The sequence below is a fragment of the Nocardia nepalensis genome (assembly GCF_048910785.1).
Taxonomy (GTDB): Bacteria; Actinomycetota; Actinomycetes; order Mycobacteriales; family Mycobacteriaceae; genus Nocardia; species Nocardia nepalensis.
Genome location: NZ_JBKBET010000021.1, coordinates 368,097 through 389,427 on the forward strand (window position 1 = coordinate 368,097; position 21,331 = coordinate 389,427).

17 protein-coding genes and 1 pseudogene are annotated in these 21,331 nt (G+C 67.3%); 7 read left to right on the plus strand and 11 right to left on the minus strand.

What is annotated here, in order from left to right:
* Window positions 1-34: 34 nt before the first annotated feature.
* The 6 genes from ACHQ4I_RS18635 to ACHQ4I_RS18660 form a co-directional block, all read right to left on the minus strand.
* Window positions 35-517 (minus strand): B-4DMT family transporter, encoded by a 483-nt coding sequence (locus ACHQ4I_RS18635; RefSeq protein WP_420773050.1) that lies wholly within the window; start codon window positions 515-517, stop codon window positions 35-37.
* A 46-nt stretch (window positions 518-563) separates the two neighbouring features.
* Window positions 564-1,430 carry a shikimate dehydrogenase gene (locus ACHQ4I_RS18640; RefSeq protein ID WP_420773051.1) on the minus strand — a complete coding sequence of 289 codons (867 nt, stop codon included), beginning with the start codon at window positions 1,428-1,430 and terminating at the stop codon, window positions 564-566.
* Window positions 1,420-3,006, minus strand: a complete 1,587-nt coding sequence (gene mltG / locus ACHQ4I_RS18645) for an endolytic transglycosylase MltG (RefSeq protein WP_420773052.1) — start codon at window positions 3,004-3,006, stop codon at window positions 1,420-1,422. The genes ACHQ4I_RS18640 and mltG overlap by 11 nt, the downstream gene beginning before the upstream one ends.
* On the minus strand, window positions 3,003-3,566 hold the full coding sequence (ruvX, locus tag ACHQ4I_RS18650) for a Holliday junction resolvase RuvX (protein ID WP_420773053.1): 564 nt from the start codon (window positions 3,564-3,566) through the stop codon (window positions 3,003-3,005). Before ruvX ends, mltG begins: the two co-directional genes overlap by 4 nt.
* A complete protein-coding gene (gene alaS, locus ACHQ4I_RS18655; protein WP_420773054.1) occupies window positions 3,566-6,232 on the minus strand; it encodes an alanine--tRNA ligase in 2,667 nt (888 codons plus the stop codon). Before alaS ends, ruvX begins: the two co-directional genes overlap by 1 nt.
* A 166-nt stretch (window positions 6,233-6,398) precedes the next feature.
* Window positions 6,399-7,745, minus strand: a complete 1,347-nt coding sequence (locus ACHQ4I_RS18660) for a replication-associated recombination protein A (protein WP_420773055.1) — start codon at window positions 7,743-7,745, stop codon at window positions 6,399-6,401.
* A 172-nt stretch (window positions 7,746-7,917) separates the two neighbouring features.
* On the opposite strand from ACHQ4I_RS18660, the gene ACHQ4I_RS18665 reads away from it, so the two are divergent.
* The 3 genes from ACHQ4I_RS18665 (at window position 7,918) to ACHQ4I_RS18675 (ending at window position 11,343) form a co-directional block, all read left to right on the plus strand.
* Entirely contained in the window at window positions 7,918-9,564 is a 1,647-nt protein-coding gene (locus ACHQ4I_RS18665) for an alkaline phosphatase D family protein (protein WP_420773056.1), read from the plus strand.
* Between the two features lie 149 nt (window positions 9,565-9,713).
* On the plus strand, window positions 9,714-10,061 hold the full coding sequence (locus tag ACHQ4I_RS18670; RefSeq protein ID WP_420773057.1) for a YciI family protein: 348 nt from the start codon (window positions 9,714-9,716) through the stop codon (window positions 10,059-10,061).
* 4 nt (window positions 10,062-10,065) lie between these two features.
* A complete protein-coding gene (locus tag ACHQ4I_RS18675) occupies window positions 10,066-11,343 on the plus strand; it encodes an RNA polymerase sigma factor (protein WP_420773058.1) in 1,278 nt (425 codons plus the stop codon).
* 24 nt (window positions 11,344-11,367) lie between these two features.
* Here ACHQ4I_RS18675 and ACHQ4I_RS18680 read toward each other — a convergent pair whose 3' ends face one another.
* Complete coding sequence (locus ACHQ4I_RS18680) at window positions 11,368-12,537, minus strand: phosphotransferase family protein (protein ID WP_420773059.1); 1,170 nt, start codon at window positions 12,535-12,537, stop codon at window positions 11,368-11,370.
* 730 nt (window positions 12,538-13,267) lie between these two features.
* Here ACHQ4I_RS18680 and ACHQ4I_RS18685 point away from each other — a divergent pair.
* The gene (locus tag ACHQ4I_RS18685; RefSeq protein WP_420773060.1) at window positions 13,268-14,029 is read left to right on the plus strand and encodes a hypothetical protein; all 762 of its coding nucleotides are present in this window, start codon (window positions 13,268-13,270) and stop codon (window positions 14,027-14,029) included.
* Between the two features lie 141 nt (window positions 14,030-14,170).
* Here the strand turns inward: ACHQ4I_RS18685 and ACHQ4I_RS18690 are convergent.
* Window positions 14,171-14,395: pseudogene (locus tag ACHQ4I_RS18690) on the minus strand (DUF389 domain-containing protein); the annotation flags it as partial.
* Window positions 14,396-14,407: 12 nt separating this feature from the next.
* Window positions 14,408-16,204 carry an aspartate--tRNA ligase gene (gene aspS, locus ACHQ4I_RS18695; RefSeq protein ID WP_420773061.1) on the minus strand — a complete coding sequence of 599 codons (1,797 nt, stop codon included), beginning with the start codon at window positions 16,202-16,204 and terminating at the stop codon, window positions 14,408-14,410.
* Window positions 16,205-16,365: 161 nt separating this feature from the next.
* Between aspS and ypfJ the strand changes: the two genes are divergently transcribed.
* Window positions 16,366-17,289: a KPN_02809 family neutral zinc metallopeptidase gene (ypfJ, locus tag ACHQ4I_RS18700; protein ID WP_420773062.1), complete on the plus strand. Its 924-nt coding sequence runs from the start codon at window positions 16,366-16,368 to the stop codon at window positions 17,287-17,289.
* 122 nt (window positions 17,290-17,411) lie between these two features.
* Window positions 17,412-17,954 carry a hypothetical protein gene (locus tag ACHQ4I_RS18705; RefSeq protein ID WP_420773063.1) on the plus strand — a complete coding sequence of 181 codons (543 nt, stop codon included), beginning with the start codon at window positions 17,412-17,414 and terminating at the stop codon, window positions 17,952-17,954.
* Between the two features lie 180 nt (window positions 17,955-18,134).
* On the opposite strand, the gene ACHQ4I_RS18710 is transcribed toward ACHQ4I_RS18705, so the two are convergent.
* Window positions 18,135-19,745 carry a hypothetical protein gene (locus tag ACHQ4I_RS18710; RefSeq protein ID WP_420773064.1) on the minus strand — a complete coding sequence of 537 codons (1,611 nt, stop codon included), beginning with the start codon at window positions 19,743-19,745 and terminating at the stop codon, window positions 18,135-18,137.
* Window positions 19,742-20,071 carry a type VII secretion target gene (locus tag ACHQ4I_RS18715; RefSeq protein ID WP_420773065.1) on the minus strand — a complete coding sequence of 110 codons (330 nt, stop codon included), beginning with the start codon at window positions 20,069-20,071 and terminating at the stop codon, window positions 19,742-19,744. Before ACHQ4I_RS18715 ends, ACHQ4I_RS18710 begins: the two co-directional genes overlap by 4 nt.
* A 245-nt stretch (window positions 20,072-20,316) precedes the next feature.
* Between ACHQ4I_RS18715 and ACHQ4I_RS18720 the strand changes: the two genes are divergently transcribed.
* Entirely contained in the window at window positions 20,317-21,321 is a 1,005-nt protein-coding gene (locus tag ACHQ4I_RS18720) for an NAD-dependent epimerase/dehydratase family protein (RefSeq protein ID WP_420773066.1), read from the plus strand.
* Window positions 21,322-21,331 lie beyond the last annotated feature (10 nt).

The following is a 21,331-nucleotide window of genomic DNA, read 5'->3' on the forward strand; positions in this document are numbered from 1 at the left end:
GATGAAGGTCGCCTCCAGTCGAATTCGCGATGGGTTACGCGGGCGTCGCGGCCGACTGCGGGGCCTGCGGTGCGGACGGATTCGCGGACTTGTTGATTCGGCGGTCGGCGATGATGCGGCCGATGCCGACGCCGATGAGGCCGGGGATGAAGACCAGCAGGACGATGAAGGAGGCGCCCGCGGTCAGCTCGAAGAGCAGGCCGTTATCGCCGAGATCGAATTTGGGCAGCCAGTCGAGCAGCCAGGAGACCGCGCCGCTGCCGAGGCCAGCGGCGGCCGCGGTCTTCAGCCACTGGATGGTCAGGTCGGAACCGTGCTCCGGATCCGGATGGACTTCGCGGTCCTTGCGTCCATCCAGCACGCCCCAGAACACGATCGCCACGAGCAGGACGACCAGGCACAGCGGCCGCATCCAGCTGCCCTGGGTCGGCCAGTACACCATCGCGAATCCCAGCACGGCACGCAGGAAAACGACCAGCGCACCGAGCGCTATGGCCCGCAACACCCAACCATTCATGGTCAACACCATAGCCTCGAGTCGGCCGGATCCAAATGAGAACCGGTTACAGATTTATCGCCGTGGCCATTTCCACGCGCGGCGCCGGGCGTCCGGTGAACTGCTCGACCTGCCCGTAGGCCTGGTTCAGCAGCATCTCCAGCCCGCTCACCACGGTGTGCCCCGCCCGCGCGACCGCGACGGCCAACGGGGTCGGCCACGGATTGTAGATCGCGTCGAGCACCACCGGAGCCGCGGCCACCGCCTCGGCGACAACCGCGGCGGCTTCCGCCGGAATCGTGCTCACCACCGCGCCCGCGTTCGCGCACACCGCGCGCAAAGCGTGGGGATCGAAGGGGATAACGACGGCGGTCATGCCGAGGCGTTCCGCGAGTTCTACTGCGCCGCGGGCTCGTTCGGCATCCCTGGCGACAATGGTCACCGTCTTCGCGCCGAGTTCGGATAACGCGAGCAGCGCCGGACGCGCGGTACCACCCGCGCCGAGCACCACAGCCTCCGCGAGTTCGCCGACGCCAACACCGCGCAACGCGCCGAACACCCCGTCCACATCGGTGCAATCAGCACGCCAGCCGTGGGCTCGTTCCTCGGTCGAAACCGCAGACGAATCGCCCGAACCAGCTTCGATCCGAACCAGCGTATTCGCCGACCCGACCAGCACCGCCCGCTCGGTCCGCTCGCTCGCGTACGCCAGCGCGGCCTCTTTACCCGGCATCGTCACCGACAGCCCGACCCATTCGGGACCGAGCCCGTCGACCACGCCGGGCAGTTCCTCGGCCGAACATTCGATGCGCTCGTAGGTCCAGTCGAGCCCGAGCGCACGGTATGCGGCCAGGTGCAACTGCGGCGAGCGCGAATGCGCGATCGGCTTCCCGAGCACCGCCGCCTTACGCGGCCCGGTCCCTTTACCGGCCACTGTCGAGAATCCCGCTCTGCCTGGCCTTTTCGATATTGCGCAGATGTTCGTTGTAGCTCTCGGTAAACAATGTGGTCCCCTGCTTGTCGATGGTCACGAAGTACAACCAGGTCCCCGCCTCCGGATTCTCCACCGCGCGCAACGCATTCAGTGACGGCGCGGAGATCGGCGTGGCGGGCAGCCCGGGCATGGCGTAGGTGTTCCACGGGGTTCGCGTGGCCCGGTCGGTATCGGTGGTGGCGACCTCGGTGCGGTCCAGCGCGTAGTTCACCGTCGAGTCGAACTGCAGCGGCTGGTTGGCGGCGAGCCGGTTCACGATAACCCGCGCCACCTTGCCCATATCCTGTGGCAGCGCTTCGCGTTCCACCAGCGATGCGGCGATCAGGGTCTGGTACGGATTCAGTCTGGTTTCGGCGCCCGACTGCAGCAGTCCCGTCGACTCATAGCTGCGCGCACTCGCGCTCACCAGTTGCCGCAGGATCTGCTCGGGCGTCCCACTCGGATCGAAGTCCCAAGTACCCGCTGCGATCAGGCCCTCGAGCTGCCTGCTGCGGTCGGGCACGTCGCGCACCCGCTGCTCGGCCCAGCTCGGCACGCCGAGGACGGTCAGATCCGCGCCCGATCCGGCGGCGTCGAGCTGGTCATAGGTGACACACTTCTGGGTCGTGCCGGTGCCGACGCAACTGGCGGCGGCGATCTTGCGATAGATGCCGTCCTTGCGCGAGCCGGTATTCACGTCCTGCTGGTCGTGCAGTTGCCGTCCCTCGGAGACGACCAGATTGCCGACCCGCGAATCCTTGCCGAGCAGCGCCGTCACCGCCTGTGCGGCCGGGCTGTGACTCGGGATCGAGTAGTACCCGGGCTGCACCGAATTCATATTCGAATTGCGCACGGCCGCTTGGAAGAAGGCCTCGCTGCTCGCGACGACGCCTTTCTTCTGCATTTCGTCCGCGATCTGGTTCGAGGTGTCACCCGGATGCACCTGCACCACCACCAGCGGTCCGACCGGACCCGCGAAATCCTCGGGCCCGCCGAACATCTTCACCAGCTTCATCCCCGCGAAGACCGCCGCGCCGACGAACAGCGCCACGAACATCGCACCGATGAGCCATAGATTCCGGCGGCGCTTCTTCCGCTCGGCGGCCTTGCGTGAGGCCGCCCGGGAGCGTCGGCCACGCGACGGCGCGCTGCGTTGCCGCTCCGAGCGAGACTCCGAGCGCCGCTCCTCGTCGCGACTCCCGCCGCGTTCGGATCGGGTCCGCCCGGACCGGGAAGGGCCGGCACCGCCCCGGCCGCCACCCACCCCGTCGCCGCGCGAGCGCCGGGGTTGTGCCCCCTCGGAACGCTGGGCGCTCGCACCGCGCCCCCGCCGCTGTTCCCCGTGCTCGACCCGCTGCGGTGCGGCGCGACGCGGAGGCGCGGCCGCCATCGGCTCGTCCGGATCCTCGTCGGTATAGCGCGGGATGACGTTGGTGTCGTCGTCGTAGTCTTCCCAAGCCTGGTCGTTTCGCCGGTAACGCCGATCAGCCTCGCGCTGTCGGTAGCGTTCCTCGGCTCGCGCCCATCGATCCGTCATGCATCGTCTCCGGACTCAGACTCCGCTTCGGCCGACCTCAAAACCGCACTCCGTTCGTCCAACCATCCTTGCAGGATCGACACGGCCGCCGCCTGATCGATTACCTGCCGCTGGCCACGCGCGCGAACTCCACTGTCCCGCAATGCACGTGCAGCTGACACCGTAGTCAAACGTTCGTCGGAAAGTCGGATAGGCACGGGTGCTATGACTGCACGCAAACGCTCCGCGAATGCGATTGCCAGACCGGCCGCGGTGCCCTTTTCCCCGCGCAAGGTCCGGGGCAGGCCGACGATGACCTCGACGGCCTCGTACTCCCGCACAATTTCGGCAATTCTGGAAATATCGCTTGTCGGACCGGATGCGCGCTTATTCGGCTTCGTGCGCGGCACCGTCTCCACGGGCGTGGCGAGCACGCCGTCCGGATCGCTGGAGGCGACCCCGATCCGGACGCTGCCGACATCGACGCCGATCCGCCTGCCGCGACCGGGATCGGTCACAGGTGAGGGACGGTCGGCGCCGCGCGGCAAATCCGACGAATTATGACTCTCGGAGTCCCCCATCACCCGGCCAGTTCGGCCACCCGGGCACGGACGGCGGACAGGCCGACTTCGATACCCGCGGGATCCGAACCGGCGCCCTGCGCCATCTCCGGCTTGCCGCCACCGCGACCGGAAATGCTCGGGCCGAAGCTGGCGACCAGATCACCGGCCTTGAAGCCGAGGTCTTGTGCGCTCTTGTTGACCGTCACGACAAACGGCACCTTGCCATCGGCGTTGCCGAGCAGCACCACCACCGCGGGGTTACTGCCGAAGCGGCCGCGGATATCGGTGGCCAGCGTGCGCAGGTCACCCGCGGTGACGCCCTCGGGCGCGGCGGCGGCCACCAGCAGCACGCTGCCGACCCGCTCGGCCTCGTCCACGAATTTGCTGGCCGAGGCGAGCACCGCGGCGATCTTGGTGCGCTCCAGCTCCTTCTCGGCCGCCTTCAGCCGCTCCACGAGCTGCTCGACGCGCGCGGGCACCTCTTCCGAGGGCACCTTCAGCGAGGATGCGACACCGGCCAGCAGCGCACGCTCCTTGGCCAGGTACTGGTAGGAATCCAGGCCGACGAAGGCCTCGACCCGGCGTTTGCCGGAGCCGATGGCCGACTCGCCGAGCACGGTGATCGGGCCGATCTGCGAGGAATGCTGTACGTGCGTACCACCGCACAGCTCCATCGAGAACGGTCCGCCGATCTCCACGACGCGCACCTCGTCGCCGTAGTTCTCGCCGAACAGCGCCAGCGCGCCCATCTGCTTGGCCTTGGGCAGATCGGTGACAAAGGTGTTCACCGGGAAGTCCGCACCGACCGCGTCATTGGAGACAGCCTCGATATCGGCCTTCTGCTGTTCGGAGAGCTGGCCCTGCCAGTTGAAGTCGAAACGCAGATAGCCGGGCTTGTTCAGTGAACCGGCCTGCACGGCGTTCGGGCCGAGCACCTGCCGCAGCGCGGCATGCACCATATGCGTCCCCGAGTGGCCTTGGGTGGCGCCGCGCCGCCAAGCCGGATCGGCCTGCGCGAGTACGACATCGCCCTCGGTGATCTGCCCCTGTTCGACCGTGGTCTTGTGCACCCACAGCTTCTTGGCGATCTTCTGCACATCGTTGACGCGCAGCTTGAGACCCTGCGCGGTGATGGTGCCGCGATCGGCGATCTGACCGCCGGACTCCGCGTACAGCGGGCTGCGGTCCAGGATCACCTCGACATCCTGACCGGCCGTCGCGGTGGGAACGCGCACACCGTCGGCGATCAGAGCCAGCACGTGGGCCTCGGAGGTCAGCTCGTCGAAGCCGGTGAATTCCGTTGCGCCGCGGTCGACCAGTTCCTTGTAGATGGTCAGGTCGGCATGGCCGTGCTTGCGCGCCTGCGCATCCTCCTTGGCCATCTTCCGCTGCTCGGCCATGAGCGAGCGGAAGCCCTCCTCGTCGACCGACAGCCCCGCCTCGGAGGCCATCTCCAGGGTCAGCTCGATCGGGAAGCCGTAGGTGTCGTGCAGTTTGAAGGCGTCCGAACCCGGAATCGTCTTGCCGCCCTTGGCCGCGACCTCGTCGACCGCGTCGGCGAACAACCGGGAGCCGGTGTTCAGGGTCTTGAGGAACGCCGTCTCCTCACCGACCGCGACGTTCTCGATCCGGGCGAAGTCGGTGGCCAGTTCCGGATACGACGGCGACATCAACTCGCTGACGACCTTCATGAACTCGCCGATCACCGGCTTCTCCGCCCCGAGCAGCCGGGCCGAGCGCACGATCCGGCGCAGCAGACGGCGCAGCACGTAGCCGCGGCCCTCATTGCCCGGGTTGACGCCGTCGGCGATCAGCATGGCCGAGGTGCGGGCATGGTCGGCGATGACGCGGAAGCGGCGGTCGTCCTCGTGTTCGACGCCGTAGGACCGGCCGGTCAGCTCCTCGGCCTTATCGATGATCGGGCGCAGCAGGTCGGTCTCGTAGACGTTGTCGACACCCTGCAGCAGCAGCGCGATGCGCTCGACGCCCATGCCGGTGTCGATGTTCTTCTTGGGCAGCGATCCGATCGGCGGGTGGCCCAGCTTGGGGCTCTGCTCACCGCGGATGTCCTGCATGAAGACGAGGTTCCAGATCTCCAGGTAGCGGTCCTCGTCGGCGACCGGACCACCGTCCTTGCCGTATTCGGGGCCGCGGTCATAGTAGATCTCCGAACACGGTCCACCCGGGCCGGGCACGCCCATATCCCAGTAGTTGTCCTTGCCGTCGCGGAACTGGATCCGCTCCTTCGGGATGCCCGCGACCCGGTGCCAGATCTCGGCGGCCTCCGGATCGGATTCGTAGGCGGTGACCCAGATCCGCTCGGGATCGAAGCCGTAGCCGCCGTCCTCCTGCGAGTTGGTGATCAACTCCCAGGCCAGGGTGATGGCACCCTCCTTGAAGTAGTCACCGAAGGAGAAATTGCCCGCCATCTGGAAGAAGGTGTTGTGCCGCGTGGTGACGCCGACCTCTTCGATATCGCCGGTGCGGACGCATTTCTGCACACTGGTCGCGCGCGGGAAGGGGGGCGCCTCCTGGCCCAAGAAGTACGGCTTGAACTGAACCATGCCCGCGTTGACGAACAGCAGGGTCGGGTCGGCCAGGATCAGCGAGGCACTGGGCACCTCGGTGTGTCCGGCACGGACAAAATGGTCCAGGAATCGCCGTCGGATCTCGTGGGTCTGCACAGATATCCAGCCTACCGGTGTCCCGCATCCGTTTTTCCAGCGACCGGGGTGGTACCGAGCAATGCCGATGTCCTCAGCGGACCCGGGACTTCAGGGTCCCGGGGTCCACCGTGATACCGAGCGGCTCATCGCCAGGGCGAAGTGACCAGGTCCGGCCTCTGCGCGGTTACCGTCCGCGGACGATGCGGCGCAACTTCTCGACGCGGCGTTGGATATCGCGTTCGACGCCGTGGTCGGTCGGGGTGTAGTAGTCGCGGCCGACGATTTCGTCGGGTGGATACTGTTGGGCCAGGACGCCGTCCGGGTCGTCGTGCGGGTATTTGTAGCCCTGGGCGTTGCCCAGGGCGGCGGCGCCCGCGTAGTGGCCGTCGCGCAGATGCGCGGGTACCACGCCTGCCTTGCCCGCCGAGATGTCGGCGAGGGCGGCGCCGAGGGCGGCGGGGACCGCACCGGATTTCGGGGCGGTGGCCAGATGAATTGTCGCGTGGGTCAGGGTGAGTTGGGCCTCGGGCATGCCGATGAGCTGGACGACATGCGCGGCCGCCACCGCGGTTTGCAGCGCCATCGGATCGGCCATGCCGATATCCTCGCTCGCCGATATCACCAGGCGGCGGGCGATGAAGCGGGGATCCTCCCCCGCGCTGAGCATTCGCGCCAAATAGTGCAGGGCCGCATCGACATCCGAGCCGCGAATGGATTTGATGAACGCGCTCACCACGTCGTAATGCTGATCGCCCGCGCGGTCGTAGCGGACCGCGGCCTTGTCCACACTGGCCTCGACGAGATCCACATCGACGGTGCCGTCCAAGGAGGATTCCGCGGAGGCCTCCAAGGCGGTCAACGCCCGGCGCGCGTCACCGCCCGCGATCCGCACGATGTGATCCAGCGCGGCATCGGTCACCGTGTACGCCCCGCCGTAGCCACGCGGATCCGCCAGTGCGCGGTCGAGCACGGTCCGGATATCGGCCTCGGTGAGCGACTGCAGTTGCAAAACCAGTGAGCGTGACAGCAGCGGCGATACCACCGAGAACGACGGATTCTCGGTCGTCGCGCCGACCAGCAGCACGATCCGGTTCTCCACCGCGGCGAGCAGCGCGTCCTGCTGGGTCTTGGAGAAGCGGTGCACCTCATCGATGAACAGCACGGTCTGTTCACCGACGCTCAGGCGGCGGCGGGCCACATCGATGACCGCGCGCACCTCCTTCACACCCGCGGACAAGGCCGACAGTGCCTCGAAGCGGCGGCCGGTGGCCTGCGAGATCAGCGAGGCCAGCGTCGTCTTGCCGGTTCCCGGCGGTCCGTACAACAACACCGACGCCGCGCCCGAACCCTCGATCAACCGCCGCAGCGGCGATCCGGGCCCGAGCAGATGCTGTTGCCCGACCACTTCGTCCAACGTCGCGGGCCGCATACGCACCGCCAGCGGCGCACCGGCATCGCGGCGCACGACACTGTCGATGGAGTGCCCCGTCGGCGGCTCGTCACCGGGCACGTCGAATAAGCCTTCGCTCACGCCGAGCACGTTACCGAGAGGGACCGACACCTCCCGCGCTGCGTGCGTGGGAGGCGGTGCGCCACCATCGCCGCGAGCGAACCCGCAGAGACCGACCGGTACGGGAACGGTCACGATTTGCCTGCCGCCCGCCGATCAGCTGTGATCGTCACTCGTGGCCCAAAACGTCGTCGTGCCAGATTCTGCGCCCCTCGGGCCATTCGCTCGACGCACCCTGCTCAAAGGTGGGGCCGCGGCGACCGCCACCGCACTCCTGACCACCGCGCCGACGCGGGCGGACGGACCGGTGTTCCGCCACGGCGTCGCTTCCGGTGATCCGCTGCCCACTGACGTGATCATCTGGACGCGCGTCACCGTCTCCGACGATGCGACGCCCGGTTCCGGCGTCGGTGAATCGGCGGCGGTGCACTGGGAGGTCGCCGCCGACGAGCGGTTCAGCTCCGTTGCCGCATCCGGAATCGCCACGGCCACAGCGGAATCCGATCACACGGTCAAAATCGACGTCACCGGTCTGCAGCCCGGCAGCGGATACTTCTACCGCTTCACCGCATTCGGCGTGCACTCCCCCGTCGGCCGCACCCGCACCGCACCGGCCACCTCGGCGCAGGTCGACCGCCTGCGCCTCGGCGTGGTGTCGTGCGCGAACTGGGAGGCGGGTTACTTCGGCGCCTACCGGCACCTCGCCAACCGCACCGACCTCGACGCGATCGTGCACCTCGGCGACTACATCTACGAATACGGCCGCGGCAAATACGGCGGGCGGGGCGGCGCGGTTCGTCCGCACGAACCGGCCAACGAGATCGTCACGCTCGCCGACTATCGAATTCGGCACGCGCAGTACAAAACCGATCCGGACCTGCTCACGTTGCACGCGCGCGTGCCGTTCATCTGCACCTGGGACGACCACGAATTCGCCGATAACGCCTGGTCCGGCGGCGCCAACAACCACGATCCGGCCACCCAGGGCGACTGGCAGCCCCGCCGCGCCGCCTCCGCCCGCGCATATCTCGAATGGATGCCGGTCCGCGCGACCAACTCGGGCGCCGACGTCCAGATCTACCGGCGACTGCGTTTCGGCACCCTGGCCGAACTGTCCATGCTCGACCTGCGCAGCTACCGCGATCAGGAAGTCAAGCCGGTCGCGGGCTGGCGCGAGGTCGACAACCCGGCGCGCACCATCACCGGCAAGGCCCAAATGGATTGGCTCACCGCCGGTTTGGCCTCCGCTCCGGTGCAGTGGAAGCTCGTCGGCAATTCGGTGATGATCGCGCCGCTGGTGTTCCCGCCGCTGGAACCGGCCACCACCCAGGCCATCACCACGATGATGGGCGTGCCCCAATCCGGCATTCCGGCCAACGGCGACCAGTGGGACGGCTACACCGCCGACCGCCGCACGCTGTTCCAGTCGATCATCGACCAGCAAGTCGGCGATATCGTCTTCCTCACCGGCGATATCCACTCGTCCTGGGCCGCCGACCTGCCCGTCGATCCGGCGAACTATCCGGCCGGACCGTCCGTCGGCGCGGAATTCGTCGTCCCGTCTGTCACCTCGTCCAGCCTCGGCGAACTGCTGAAGGCGCCCCCGCGCACGGCCGCGGTCCCGGTCGAGGAAGCCGTCAAGGGCGTCAACCGCCACCTGCGGTACATCGAGATGGAATCGCACGGCTACGGCGTTCTGGAGGTCACTGCGGACCAGACCCAAATGGACTGGTTCTACGTCAGCGATGTCTCCGACCCGAATTCCGGTGTCCGCCATGGGGCTTCGTTCGCCGTGCGGTCCGGTGGCCGGGTCGAGCCACGCCCGGGGCCGGTGGCCTGACAAGGACGGGTCCGGGCGTGCACTTTCGCTCCGAATCCGGCAGTAGCAGAATTTTCTCGCGACAGGTTGTCGATTTCCGTCGAGCTCGCTCGTCGGAACGAATACGACGGCCCGATGGGCGGGTCGCCGGAACCCGAAGGAGCGAGATCATGAGCCAGTACTTGGTGCTGATTTACGAGGACGAAAGCGCGTACGCCTCCGCATCGGAGCAGGTCATGGGCGAGGTCTACCAGGCGCACGTGGCATTCGGGGAGATCGCGGGCGACGCGGTCAAGGGCGGCAACGCCCTGCAGCCCACCTCCACCGCCACCTCGATCCGCCAGAACGACAATGGCGATTTCACCGTGACCGACGCGCCATTCGCCGAGGCCAAGGAGGCCCTCGGCGGCTACTACCTGATCGAGGCCGCGGATCTGGACGCCGCGATCGCACTGGCCAAGCAGGTGCCCGCCCGGTTCGGCGGCGTCGAGGTGCGGCCGATCATGACCTTCGACTGATCCGATGTCGATCGACACCGATGCGGCCGACCATGCCGCCGCGGCCGTCGAGCAGGCGCACCGTCGCGAATGGGCCTTCGTGCTCGCCGCGACGGTGCGGCTCGTCCGCGACTTCGACCTCGCCGAGGAATGCGTGCAGGACGCCTACGCGCGAGCGCTCACCGAGTGGGCGCAGCACGGCGTGCCCGCCAAGCCCGGCGCCTGGCTCACCACCGTGGCCCGACGGCGCGGCCTCGATCTACTGCGCCGCGACTCGACCATGCGGCGCACCCTGCCCGAGCTGGTCACCGACCAGACCGACGACGACACCGCCGATCTCGCACTCGCCGAACTGGATTCGGCATCGGTCATCCCCGATGACCGGCTGCGGCTGATCAGCACCTGCTGCCACCCCGCACTCGCCCGCGAAGCGCAAGTGGCACTGACCCTGCGCCTCGTCTGTGGCGTAACCACCGCCGAGGTCGCCCGCGCCTTCCTGACCAGCGAATCGACCATAGCGGCCCGAATCACCCGCGCCAAGAAGAAGATCGCGGTGGCGCGCATCCCCTACCGGGTGCCGTCGGTGCGCGAACTCCCCGAACGGCTCGACACCATATGCGCGGTCATCCACCTGCTGTTCACCACCGGCCACACTGCCCCATCGGGCGATACGCTGGTCCGTCACGATCTCGTCGAACGAGCACTCCAGGTTGGGCGAATGATGCACGCACTGGTCCCCGACGACCCGTCCGTCACCGGCCTACTCGCCCTGATCCTGCTCACCGACGCTCGCCGCGCCGCCCGGCTGGACGACGACGGCCGACTGTGCACTCTTGAACACCAAGACCGCTCCCGCTGGGACCGGGAAGCCATCGCCGAGGGCATCGCGTTGGTGAAAAGCGCTCTCCCACATACCGATCGATACACCCTGCAAGCCGCCATCGCCGCCGTCCACGATGAAGCCCCCTCCTGGGAACAGACCGACTGGCGCGAAATCACCGGCCTCTACACCCTGCTGCTGCGCACCTGGCCGGCACCGGTAGCGCGCCTGAATTACGCAGTGGCCGTAGGCCTTTCCGGCAACCCGGCCCGCGGACTCGCCCTACTCGACGCCCTCGCGAGCGAACCAGCACTGGCCACCTATGGCTACCTGGAAGCCTCGCGCGCCGCCTTCCTCACCGAACTCGGCCGCACCACCGAAGCCATCCAGGCCTACGAATCAGCCCTCCTGCTGACCGAAAACACCATAGAACGAGCCCACCTGGAATCCCGCCTCTTCGAACTCATTCGACACCCGGGGTAGGCAGGTCCACCCCAATGCGAAACCCTATTCCGCCCAACGCTCTTCGAGCATCGCCGACACATCCTCGGCGAAATCACCGACCGCGTCATCACCGGTGCAGCGTGCATCCTCCGCCAGTGCTGCCCAACGGTTGATGAGGGCTTCCGAGCGGGGGACGGAGAGGCCGTGTTCGCGGGCGGAGGCTATGCGGGTGTGGTCGGCGGGCAGGAACCAGTAGGTGGTCAGCCAGACCCAGATGAGGCGGGCCTCCAGAATGCGTTCGGCGAGGACGCCGTCGTCGGCCAGGGCGGGCCAGACACCGACGACCTCCGAGCGCCACGCCTCGACCATTTGCTTGGCGCGTTCGCGGGACAGTTCGAAGTCACAGAGGCAGCCGGGGAAGGACACCAGCGCGTAGGCGATGTCCAGGGTGGCGTCGCGGAAACCACCCCATTCGTAGTCGAGGAAGCGCGCGCCCTCCTCGTTGAGGATCACGTTATCGGGGCACAGGTCGGAGGGGCTGAACGCGCGGAAGCGTCCGGCGGAGAAGAGCCGATTGCCTCGGACGATGCGCTCGGCGATCTCGCCGGGTACCTCGATGCCCAGTTCACGCTGCAGCATGCCGGGCACCTCGGAGATGGCGGCCTCGGCCTGCTGGGCGATGCCGTCGACCCGATGCACCACTTCCACCCGGCGCAGCAGCGCGACGAAATCCGCTTCCCGCCCGACGGTCGCCGCATGCATCCGGCCCAGCGCCTGCGCGAACGCCATCAACCCGTTGCGCGTCGCGGTTTCCGCACCGGATTGCAGCACCTGCGTCATCCGGGAGTTATCACCGAGATCGCTCAGGACGAGCAGCCGATCCGGCAGGCTGTGCGCGATCAGGTACGCACCGGGCCGCTGTTCGCGGCTGAGCGCGGTGGTGAACTGATACGACACGGCCTCGCGCAGAAACGCGGAATCGATGCTGGCGACGCCGGGCGCTAGACCACCCGTCCTGCGGTCCTCCGCGGACCCGCGAACCTGCTTGACGATGAGCGTCCGGGGCAGGGAGAAGGCGTTCTCTGAAACACGCACGCGTAGGACCGTCGTCCTACCACTACCGCTGAGTTCCATCGGATCGCTCAGCTTTACCGGAGCACCCATGCGCTTTGTGAGCAACTGTTGTGCTGCGGACACGACTTCGGCGGCGCGTTCGGCCAATAGTGCGGTCATCGCTAATCAAGCTACTCGCACCGGGTCACTTCTAGCGAGCGGTTACACAACCTTTCCGCGTCGTTCGGCGTGTCTGCGTCAAGGTTGCGGAACAGGCGCTGCTTGCTTGACACCATTGCGGCTGTCCGGTTTTCTCATCGTCAACTGCCGTGCGCCACACCGCAAACCAGTTGCGTCGAAAGGTCTTCAGATAATGACCGACACACCGTCGCCCAAGCCGAACGAACCAACTGGTTCGCCCGAGCGGAGTGGTGACGCGCCCGAGGACACTGCTGGCGAGCAGTTCGCCGCGCAGCCGGGACAGCACGAGAGTCCAGCCCCGCAACCGACGGAACCGAGCACCGGACACGGCAGGCACGAGATGGCCGGGCCCGCCGGATACCCACAGTTCGAGGGTCCCGGCGCGGCGCAATACGGCAGTGAACCGCTGGAGCCACCACCGCCCGTCAGCGCGCCCGCAGAATCGGGACAGCCGAGTTACGGTCCGCCGGGAACCGGTCCGGCGCCGATGCCCGGGTCGACGCAGCCTGGTGTGGGAACGACTGGCGCAGCAGCTCCTGACCTGGTAAAGCCCGGTACCGTGCCACCCGGCGCTGCTCAGCCTGGCGCCGTACCGCCCGGCGCAATGCCTCCAGGCGCGACGCCTCCCGGCGCAATGCCTCCCGGCGCGACGCCTCCCGGGGCGATGCCTCCTGGGGCGACGCCTCCCGGGGCAATGCCTCCCGGGGCGATGCAGCCCGGCACCGTACCGCCGGGCGCGACGCAACCCATGCCGCCCGGCACCATGCCCCCGCAGGGCACCATGCCTCCCCCCGGCACAATGCCCCCCGGCACCCCGACCTACGGCTACCAATCTGCCCCGGGCGCCCCGACCACCCTCGACGTCGGCAACGCGCTGAGCTACGGCTGGGAGAAGTTCCGCGCGAATATCGGCCCCTGGCTGGCGGTCACCGCGGTCGGCTTGATCATCTATCTCGCCTTCGTGCTCATCGTCCAGGTCGTACAACCGAATTCGCTGTTGAGCCTGTTGCTGATCTTCTTGCTTGTGATGGTCGCGATCTGGCTGCTGCAGGCGGCCATGATCCGCGGTGCCCTTTACGAAACAGACGGCAACAAGCCGACTTTCGCGTCCTACTTCCAATTCGTGAACGCGGGCAATGTCCTATTGACAGCTCTGCTCGCGTTCGCACTGACTTGGATCGGCGCGGCGCTGTGCTTCGTGCCCGGCCTGATCGCCGGGTTCCTGTGCATGTTCGCACTGCATTTCGTCGTCGATCAGGAACAGGGCCCGTTCGCCGCGATCAAGTCCAGCGCGACGCTGGTCATCACCAATCTCGGGCAGGCGCTGCTACTGGCGCTCGCGGTGCTGGTGATCACCTTCGTCGCCACGCTGCTGTGCGGCTTCGGTCTGCTGATCGCCGGGCCGGTGTGCACGATCGCGGTGACCTACGCCTACCGGGCACTCACCGGCGGTACCGTGTCCGTCACCTAGTTGCGGCAGCGCTGGGCGCACCCTGCTCCCAGCGCTCCGAAACCTCGGCCCCGCAACAGAATTCGCGGTCACCCTCGATGACAGCGACCGCATCCACCACCACTTCTGGAGCCGTGTGATGGGCCCGCCCTCGCTGCTAGCGCGCGGTCGCAGCGCCAGCATGAGCACACCGGCCGTGACGATGCCGGCCAGGTTCACCGCGAGCTGACCCGCCGACATGAATGCGATATGCCACTGCCCCAAGGTCGCCGCGACCACCGCGAATCCGGCCGCGGGCACGGTCGTCACCGAGATGAACACCCCGACCAGCGCGGCCGATTTCGCGGTCACCACCGCCAGCATGCTCGCCGCACCGGCCAGCAGCGCCCGCTATACCGCCTACTCTGCGGAGCCCTTCACTTCGCCGTCCTTCTTCTTTTCCGGCTTGACGTCCAGCCCCGCTTCCTTGCGCTGCTGCGCGGTGATCGGCGCGGGTGCGTCGGTCAGCGGATCGACACCGCCGCCCGTCTTCGGGAAGGCGATGACCTCGCGGATCGAATCCATCCCGGCCAGCAGCGCGGTGATCCGGTCCCAGCCGAATGCGATACCGCCGTGCGGCGGCGCGCCGTAGGAGAACGCGTCGAGCAGGAAGCCGAACTTCTCCTGCGCCTCCTCGTGTCCGATGCCCATCACCTTGAAGACGCGCTCCTGCACATCGCGGCGATGGATACGGATGCTGCCGCCGCCGATCTCGTTGCCGTTGCAGACGATGTCGTAGGCGTAGGCCAGGGCCGAACCCGGATCGGTGTCGAAGGTGTCCAGCGATTCCGGCTTGGGCGAGGTGAACGCGTGGTGCACCGCCGTCCACGCCGAATAACCAAGTGCCACATCACCACTCGCGGTCGCCTCGGCGGCGGGCTCGAACAACGGCGCGTCCACGATCCACACGAACGCCCAGGCGTTCTCATCGATCAGACCGCATTTGCGCGCGATCTCGCCGCGCGCCGCACCGAGCAGCGCGCGTTGCGCCTTGGCCGGACCCGCGGCGAAGAACACACAGTCACCGGGCTCCGCGCCGACATGTTTGGCCAGGCCCTCGCGCTCGGATTCGCTGAGGTTCTTGGCGACCGGACCGCCGAGCGTGCCGTCCTCCTGCACCAGCACATACGCCAAACCCTTGGCGCCGCGCTGCTTGGCCCAGTCCTGCCAGGCGTCGAGCTGACGCCGCGGCTGGCTCGCACCGCCCGGCATCACGACCGCACCCACGTACTCCGCCTGGAACACCCGGAACGGAGTGTCCTTGAAGTACTCGGCGCATTCGGTGATCTCGACGCCGAAACGCAGGTCCGGCTTATCGCTGCCGAAGCGACGCATCGCCTCGGCGTAGGTCATATGCGGAATCGGGAAGGGGATCTCGTAGCCGACCAGCTTCCACAGCTCCTCGAGGATCTCCTCGGCGACCAGGATCACGTCCTCCTGGCGCACGAAGCTCATCTCGAGGTCGAGCTGGGTGAATTCGGGCTGGCGGTCGGCGCGGAAGTCCTCGTCGCGGTAGCAGCGCGCGATCTGGTAGTACCGCTCGACTCCGGCGACCATCAGCAGCTGCTTGAACAGCTGCGGGCTCTGCGGCAGCGCGTAGAAGTTACCCGGCTGCAGGCGTGCCGGCACCAGGAAGTCGCGGGCGCCCTCGGGTGTCGATCGGGTCATGGTCGGGGTCTCGACCTCGACGAATTCGTGGTGCGCCAGCACCTTGCGGGCGGCGGCGTTGACCTTCGACCGCAGCCGGATGGCCTTACCCGGGGCTTCGCGGCGCAGGTCGAGGTAGCGGTACTTGAGGCGGGCCTCGTCACCGGGCTGCTCGTCGAGCTGGAACGGCAGCGGCGCGGCCTCGTTGAGGACCTCGAGCTTGGTGACGTTGACCTCGATCGAGCCGGTCGGCAGCTCCGGGTTCTCATTGCCGTCGGGACGCTGCTCGACCACACCGGTGACCAGCACGCAATATTCCGCGCGCAGCCTATGCGCCTGTTCGGCGGGTTCACCCTCGCGGAACACCGCCTGCGCCACACCCGACGCATCGCGCAGATCGATGAAGATCACGCCACCGTGGTCACGACGCCGGGCCACCCAGCCGGTGAGGGTGACGGTCTGACCGGCATGCTCGCTTCGCAGCGAACCAGCCAAGTGGGTGCGCAGCACAGGATTCCTTTCGACGAATGTGACACCGGAAGGGCGACCCGGTGCGGTTGCCATCGTAGTGAGACACATATCCCGAGTGGAAACCGATATCGCCGCCAGGCGTGCGAAGCTGTATCGGCGGGGTATGACCGAGGCGTTTGGACCACGAGAAAGCGAAGCAGATGACCTTCAACGAAGGCCTCCAGATCGACCCGGATCGGGCTTCTTCCGGCGGTGGCCCGGGGATGGGCGGCAAGATCGCGCTCGGCGGTGGCGCGGGTGGTCTGATCCTGCTGGTGCTGGGCCTATTGCTCGGCGGAGATCCCGGGTCGCTGCTCGGACAGTTGAACGGCACCGATAAAAGCAATGTGCAGCCCGGCACCGCGGGCACCCCCGCACACTGCAAGACCGGCGCGGATGCCAATAAGTACGTCGATTGCCGGGTGGTGCTCACCGCGCAGAGCCTCGACGCGGTCTGGTCGACGGAACTGCCGCAGCAGACCGGCAAGAAGTATTCGAAGCCGAAACTGGTGCTGTTCTCCGGCGCCGTCTCGACCGGCTGCGGCAATGCGACCAGCGCGGTCGGCCCGTTCTATTGTCCCGCCGACCGCACCGCCTACTTCGACACCAGCTTCTTCCAGGAACTGGTCGACCGATTCGGGTCCAGCGGCGGTCCGCTCGCCCAGGAGTATGTGGTGGCGCACGAGATCGGACACCACATCCAGAACCTGCTCGGCGATATCGGCCGGGCACAAAAGGATCCGCGCGGAGCCGAATCCGGCGCGGTGCGCACCGAACTCCAGGCCGACTGCTACGCGGGCATCTGGGCCCACTTCGCGGATAAGCAGCCCGCCCCCGGCACCAACCAGCCCTTCCTGAAACCCCTGTCCGACAACGACATCCGCGATGCCCTATCCGCCGCCTCCGCGGTCGGCGACGACCGAATCCAGCGTGCCGCCCAGGGCCGCGTCAATCCGGAGGCCTGGACCCACGGTTCCTCGGACCAGCGGCAGAAATGGTTCCTGACCGGCTATAAGACCGGCCAGGTCCAGGCGTGCGACACCTACTCGGCCTCGGATCTGAGCAATCCGCCGGGCCTGCGCTGATAAGAATTGAGCGACACCACAGCGCGCGGGCGCCGATCGGCCCCGCGCGCTGCGATGATCGAGGGCGCTCGGTTCGATCAGCGAGAGCAGTTCGCCTGTGGCACACCGTAGATGGGGATTTCATGCGAAGGACGAAGTCGGCACTGCTGATTCTGGTCGTGGCATTCGCCGGTAGCTGGGGCACCGCCTCGGCCCAACCGGCCGCCGACGCACCACCGCCCGCCCCGGTCCAGGCACCCTTGCCCGCCACCGCACTACTGACGCTGACGACCATCCCGGGCGGCTGGTCCGAGCGGGTCGACCTGCGCCCACTTCTGCAGATCTACGCCGACGGCCACGCGGTGAAACAACCCGACGCCGCCGCGACCACCCGCGCCGCCGATGCCCTACCGCAACGGCTCACCGGCACCGTCCCCACCGACGTCCTGAATGCCGCACTGGCGGAAACCAGATCGCTTGCCGCACTCGACCTCGGCATGCCCACCGATAACGACCAGGGCTCTCAGATCATCGACCTCATGCCCGCACCGCCCGATCAGGACGTCCACGCGCTCATGTACGCCCCCGAGGGGTCCGATGGCCTGAGCACCGAGCAACAAGCCAACCGCAAACGCTTCACCGACCTCTACCGCAAACTCCTCGACGCGTTCGTCCAGGACCGCTGAATCCCCTGCGCCCCTCGCCCCCGGGCGAGGGGCGCACTCCCTCTAGGGATCCATACTCTCTGCCGGGCACCAGGACGGGTGTGGATCCCCAGATCCGGCCTCCGAAGCACCGATGGAACGACAGCGCCCCCGGCCGGAAACCGGACGGAGGCACTATCAGAACTGTTGTGGCAGTGGGGGTTAGAACTGGTCCTGTTCGTAATCCGAGCTGACCAGTTCGTCGGGGTGGGTCGCGCCGATGACGTCGGGGGTGGACTCACCGAGGGGGCCGGTGAGGTCGTCGTTGCCGGTGCGGCTCTGGTACGGCTCGACGTTGCGCGAGTGTTCGTCGTCGTTGGCGCCGCGTTGGCCGGCGGCGCCGGGGCTGCCGCCCATGAAGGAGCTGCCAGTGCTCGACGCGCCGGTCGACGTACCCGTGCCCAAGGAGGTGCCGGACAGGCCCGAGACCCGACTGATAGGCGAGACCGTGCTGCCCGGCGTGCCGGTCACCTTCTGCGTCGACGGCGAACCCGTGCTGGTACCCCCCGAGCCGGAGCGGCCCGATATGCCGGTGATGCCGGGGGATCCCGAGGTGGTGTGTCCGGTGTTCGTCGATGCCGTCGTGGTCGACGTGCTCGGTGAACCGGAGGTGGTCGAACCGTCCAACAGGCTGGAGGCGTTGGTCGTGGCGTTCTCCGCGACCGACTGCGCCTGTTCCAGGATCGGCTCCCCGATGTTCTGCATGACCGCCTGCGCGACCTCCTGTGGGGCGGGCAGACCGCTGGTCCCGAGCAGCTGGTTCACCAGACCGGTCAGCTCGGCCGTCTTCCCGGCCAGGTCACCGCGGGTGGCATTGGCGACGGCGACGGCCGACCCCAGATGTTCGGTCGCCGTCGCGATCAGCGCGGCCTGGCCGGGCGGGGTCAGCGCCACCGGCACGAGTGCGGTTGCCTGCGTGGCGAATTCGCTCGCGATCCCGAGCAACTGCGCATTGCCCTGCTGCACCACCGCGGCGGCCCGCTGGGTGAGTTCGGAGATGTCGATACCGCGCTGACTGGTGTCCTGCCCCTGGGTCTGCGCCGTCTTGCTCGCGGCCTGCGCCTCGTGCGACGACTGCCCCTGCCACAGCTGCTCGACGGTTTGCAGACCACCCTTGCCGATGCTCACGGCGGCCTCGATGACCTTCGAGGACTGGCTGAGAATCGCGGTCGGGTCGAAGGCGCCGATGACACCGGTGCCGAAGCTGCTCAGCAGCTCGAGAATCGGCTGGAACAAGGTGTCGATGCCCGGAATACCGGGAATCGACAGGCCCTGCATCAGCGCCGCGACCGGATCGGTCGGAATGTCGGTCGCCGCCGCGCTCGCCGCCGCACCCTGGGTGCTCGCCCCGCCGAGCGCGCTGCTCACCGCACTCTGCGCCTGCTGCGCCGCGCTCTGCGCCGCTTGGACCACCGGCGCCGCCGCATTGCTGATCGCGGTATGCGCATCGGTGAGTGCCTGCGACACATCGGCCGGCACCGCGCCGGAGAGAATGGCGCTGGCATCCGGCGTCGAATTGCCGTTCAGCCCAGGCATTCCCGCGGGCACGGTGCCCAGCTGCGGCGATTCCTCGGTGATCTTGCGCGCGAGCACGAATTCGGGCGCCTCGATCGGCGGCATATCCGCGGGCAGCTGCGGCAGCGACAGATCGCTCAACCCTTGCGTCGCATTCTGTAGCGCGTCGACGGCGGTGTTCTGCGTCGCGATCACCGCCTCTTCGATTGCCACGCTCTGGAGATCGGGTGCGATCACTCCGGAATCCATCGGCTTCATACCGCGCCTCCGACCTGGTTCGCGATCGTGTTCAACACGCCTGCGTTGCTAGAGTCGGTGGTGTCGAACGCAGCGGCCGCGGTGAACGCGGACTTCGACAGCTTGTCGTACTTGGCCGAGAGATCGTTGATGTCCTTGGCCTGTAGGACCTGCGCCGCGGCGAACGCCAGCAGATAGTCGGCGCCGATCAAACCGAATACCGGCGTGAGTGCGGCGACGTTCTGCACGGCGTCGAAATTGCCCGCTCCCGCGATCTCGCTGGCGACCCCGGCGTTCGTGGTAGCGAAGGCTCGGACCGCATCGGTCTCCACCGATAGATCAGCCATCGAGTTGCACCCCCCATATCCTCTTGAACTGCAGTTCAGTACTCATAGCGTCGATCAATGTCCACTCCCTGCCCGCACCGGCAGCTCAGCTGCGATCAGGCCCCTGCGCAACCGCGAGTTGTCAAGCGCCGCTGCGGTTGCGCTCAATATAGCGGACCCCACAGGCAACTTTCGAGCCCAACGCGGTCACCGGAAAGGAACTAGAACATGTTGCAAATTAGAACAAGTTCTATATTCTCGATCCCATGAAGGTCGCAGTGACCGGCGCAGCCGGGTACCTTGGCACGAATCTGCTCAGCCTGCTGGTCGAAAGAGGACACGAGGTCACAGCAATCGATCGCATCGTTCCGGAGCAGCGGACGGACCCGAACGTCACCTGGGTCACCGGCAACGTGCTCGACCCCGAATCGATGCGTACCGTGCTCGCGGGCGCGGAGATCGTCTACCACCTCGTAGCCGTGATCACGCTGGCAGAGCAGCACGACCTCGCCTGGAAGGTCAACACCGAGGGCGTGCGCGTCGTCGCCGAGGCCGCACTCGACCTGGGCGTGCGCCGGATGGTGCACGCGAGCTCCATCCACGCCTTCAACCAGTACACCTGTGGCGGCCGCATCGATGAGACCTCGGTGCGCTCGACCGATCCGAGCCTGCCCGTCTACGACCGCTCCAAGTGGGCGGGTGAGGTCGAGTTGCGCAAGGTGATCGAGAAGGGGCTGGACGCGGTCATCTGCAATCCCACCGGCGTCTTCGGTCCGCTCGACTACAGCACCCCGCTGTCCAGGATCAACCGCACGCTCAAGGACGCGGCCCGCGGCCGGGTGCCCGCGATGATCGGCGGCGGCTTCGATCTGGTCGACGTGCGCGATGTCGCCAAGGGCCTGATCCTCGCCGGTGAGCGGGGCCGGACCGGCGAGAACTACCTGCTCGGCGGTTCGATGATCTCCATGCTCGACCTCTGTCGCACGGCGGCGGCCTGCGGCGGCAAGAAGGGGCCGAAATTCTCGATCTCCCCGAAGGTCGTCAACGGCCTCATCCCGGTACTCGAGCCGATCGGCAAACTCTTCAAGACCGATATCGTCTCCAAGGCCGCGCTCGGCGCGCTGGTATCCGCTCCGGTCGTCGACCACGGCAAGGCCGAACGCGAGATCGGCTATCAGCCACGGCCCATCGATGAGACCGTGCGCGATCTGGTGACCTTCTTCACCGATGCGAAGCAACTCACCGCCTCCGACACCCGACAGATCGCTTGACACTGTTTAG

Coding starts and splice junctions, on each gene's coding strand:
- ACHQ4I_RS18635 (WP_420773050.1), bottom strand. CDS start 517: ATGAATGGTTGGGTGTTGCGGGCCATAGCGCTCGGTGCGCTGGTCGTT.
- mltG (WP_420773052.1), bottom strand. CDS start 3,006: ATGACGGATCGATGGGCGCGAGCCGAGGAACGCTACCGACAGCGCGAG.
- ruvX (WP_420773053.1), bottom strand. CDS start 3,566: ATGGGGGACTCCGAGAGTCATAATTCGTCGGATTTGCCGCGCGGCGCC.
- ACHQ4I_RS18670 (WP_420773057.1), top strand. CDS start 9,714: ATGAGCCAGTACTTGGTGCTGATTTACGAGGACGAAAGCGCGTACGCC.
- ACHQ4I_RS18675 (WP_420773058.1), top strand. CDS start 10,066: ATGTCGATCGACACCGATGCGGCCGACCATGCCGCCGCGGCCGTCGAG.
- ACHQ4I_RS18680 (WP_420773059.1), bottom strand. CDS start 12,537: ATGACCGCACTATTGGCCGAACGCGCCGCCGAAGTCGTGTCCGCAGCA.
- ACHQ4I_RS18685 (WP_420773060.1), top strand. CDS start 13,268: ATGCAGCCCGGCACCGTACCGCCGGGCGCGACGCAACCCATGCCGCCC.
- ypfJ (WP_420773062.1), top strand. CDS start 16,366: ATGACCTTCAACGAAGGCCTCCAGATCGACCCGGATCGGGCTTCTTCC.
- ACHQ4I_RS18705 (WP_420773063.1), top strand. CDS start 17,412: ATGCGAAGGACGAAGTCGGCACTGCTGATTCTGGTCGTGGCATTCGCC.
- ACHQ4I_RS18710 (WP_420773064.1), bottom strand. CDS start 19,745: ATGAAGCCGATGGATTCCGGAGTGATCGCACCCGATCTCCAGAGCGTG.
- ACHQ4I_RS18715 (WP_420773065.1), bottom strand. CDS start 20,071: ATGGCTGATCTATCGGTGGAGACCGATGCGGTCCGAGCCTTCGCTACC.
- ACHQ4I_RS18720 (WP_420773066.1), top strand. CDS start 20,317: ATGAAGGTCGCAGTGACCGGCGCAGCCGGGTACCTTGGCACGAATCTG.